Annotated in this window: 2 protein-coding genes and 1 pseudogene; all 3 read left to right on the forward strand. The window is 44.7% G+C overall.

The genetic code is table 11. The features are described 5' to 3' along the window. The first annotated feature begins 48 nt into the window (after window positions 1-48). A complete protein-coding gene (locus AB6D58_RS24490; protein ID WP_372158798.1) occupies window positions 49-366 on the forward strand; it encodes a MobC family plasmid mobilization relaxosome protein in 318 nt (105 codons plus the stop codon). After that, window positions 363-725: pseudogene (locus AB6D58_RS24495) on the forward strand (mobilization relaxase); the annotation flags it as partial. The gene AB6D58_RS24490 and the pseudogene AB6D58_RS24495, both read left to right, overlap by 4 nt. Before the next feature lie 325 nt (window positions 726-1050). Continuing rightward, the coding region (locus AB6D58_RS24500) for an MbeB family mobilization protein (protein WP_372158800.1) at window positions 1051-1157 on the forward strand (107 nt) is incomplete at its 3' end.

The following is a 1157-nucleotide window of genomic DNA, read 5'->3' on the forward strand; positions in this document are numbered from 1 at the left end:
ACGAGCGATAATCCGCCCCTTCGGTTCGAATCATCGCCCGAGGCCATTATGAAATTAAGACAGAAAGAGATAAAAATCCGAGTGAATGATGACGAGTATTCTGCGTTGCAGCGTCGAAATACTAAGGCACGATTAGCGGAATGGATGCGTGATGTGTGCTTGGGAGAAAAGGAAGCGTCGCGATTTAAAGCGCCACCTTGTGATCCTGCTTTGCTTCGTCAATTAGCCGGTATTGGTAACAACTTAAATCAGATAGCCAGGGCGACGAATTCTGATGATTGGAAAACAGTGGATCGACTCAAAGTCATCACAGCATTGGGGGCGATTGAACAAGCTATACGAGCTCTGCAGGATGAGCATTCATGATTGTCAAAATTCACTCTCGTGGAACCGGTTGTGGCTCCGGTCCTGTTGAATATCTATTAGGTAAAGACGGAGAACGTGACGGGGCCACGTTAGATCGTGGTGACCCGAGTACGATTATTGCCCTCATCGATTCGAGTCCATATGCAAAAAAATATACGAGTGGGGTTCTTTCTTTTGCTGAATCTGATTTACCTCGAGAAGCTAAAGATAAATTAATGTCGTCGTTTGAATCGGCATTACTCCCTGGTCTGGACAAAGATCAGTTTGCTTGTCTTTGGGTCGAGCATCGAGACAAAGGCCGGTTAGAGTTAAATTTTGTGGTACCGAATATAGAGCTTTTAAGTGGTCGACGGCTCCAACCGTATTTTGACCGTGTCGATCGGCCTCGAATTAATGCGTGGCAAACCCTCCAAAATGAATTTTTGAAATTAAAAGATCCGAATGACCCAGCGAATAAACAAGAGCTGGTGACCGCGAATACTTTGCCTCATTCAAAAAAATTGGTGGTTGAAATGATCACTCGTGGGCTTTTAACACAAGCGGGAAATGGCGAGATTCGAAATCGTGATGATGTGAAGGATTGCCTCGAAAAAGCCGGTTTCACCATTGCCCGAGAAACTAAGAATAGTTTGAGTATTGCCAATCCAGAAGGTGGTAAGAATCTTCGATTGAAAGGACTGATTTATGAAAAAGATTTTAGATTTGGCCTCGGACTTCGAGACGAAATCCAAAGAGCAAGCGAACGATATCGAGCGCTCGCTCAAGAGCGAATTTTCGAAGCACGAACAACA

This window comes from Vibrio sp. 10N.239.312.D08, from assembly GCF_041466145.1.
GTDB classification, from domain to species: domain Bacteria; phylum Pseudomonadota; class Gammaproteobacteria; order Enterobacterales; family Vibrionaceae; genus Vibrio; species Vibrio crassostreae_C.

Excerpts from the sequence above, each read along its gene's own strand:
- AB6D58_RS24490 (WP_372158798.1), top strand. The coding sequence starts at position 49 with ATGAAATTAAGACAGAAAGAGATAAAAATCCGAGTGAATGATGACGAG.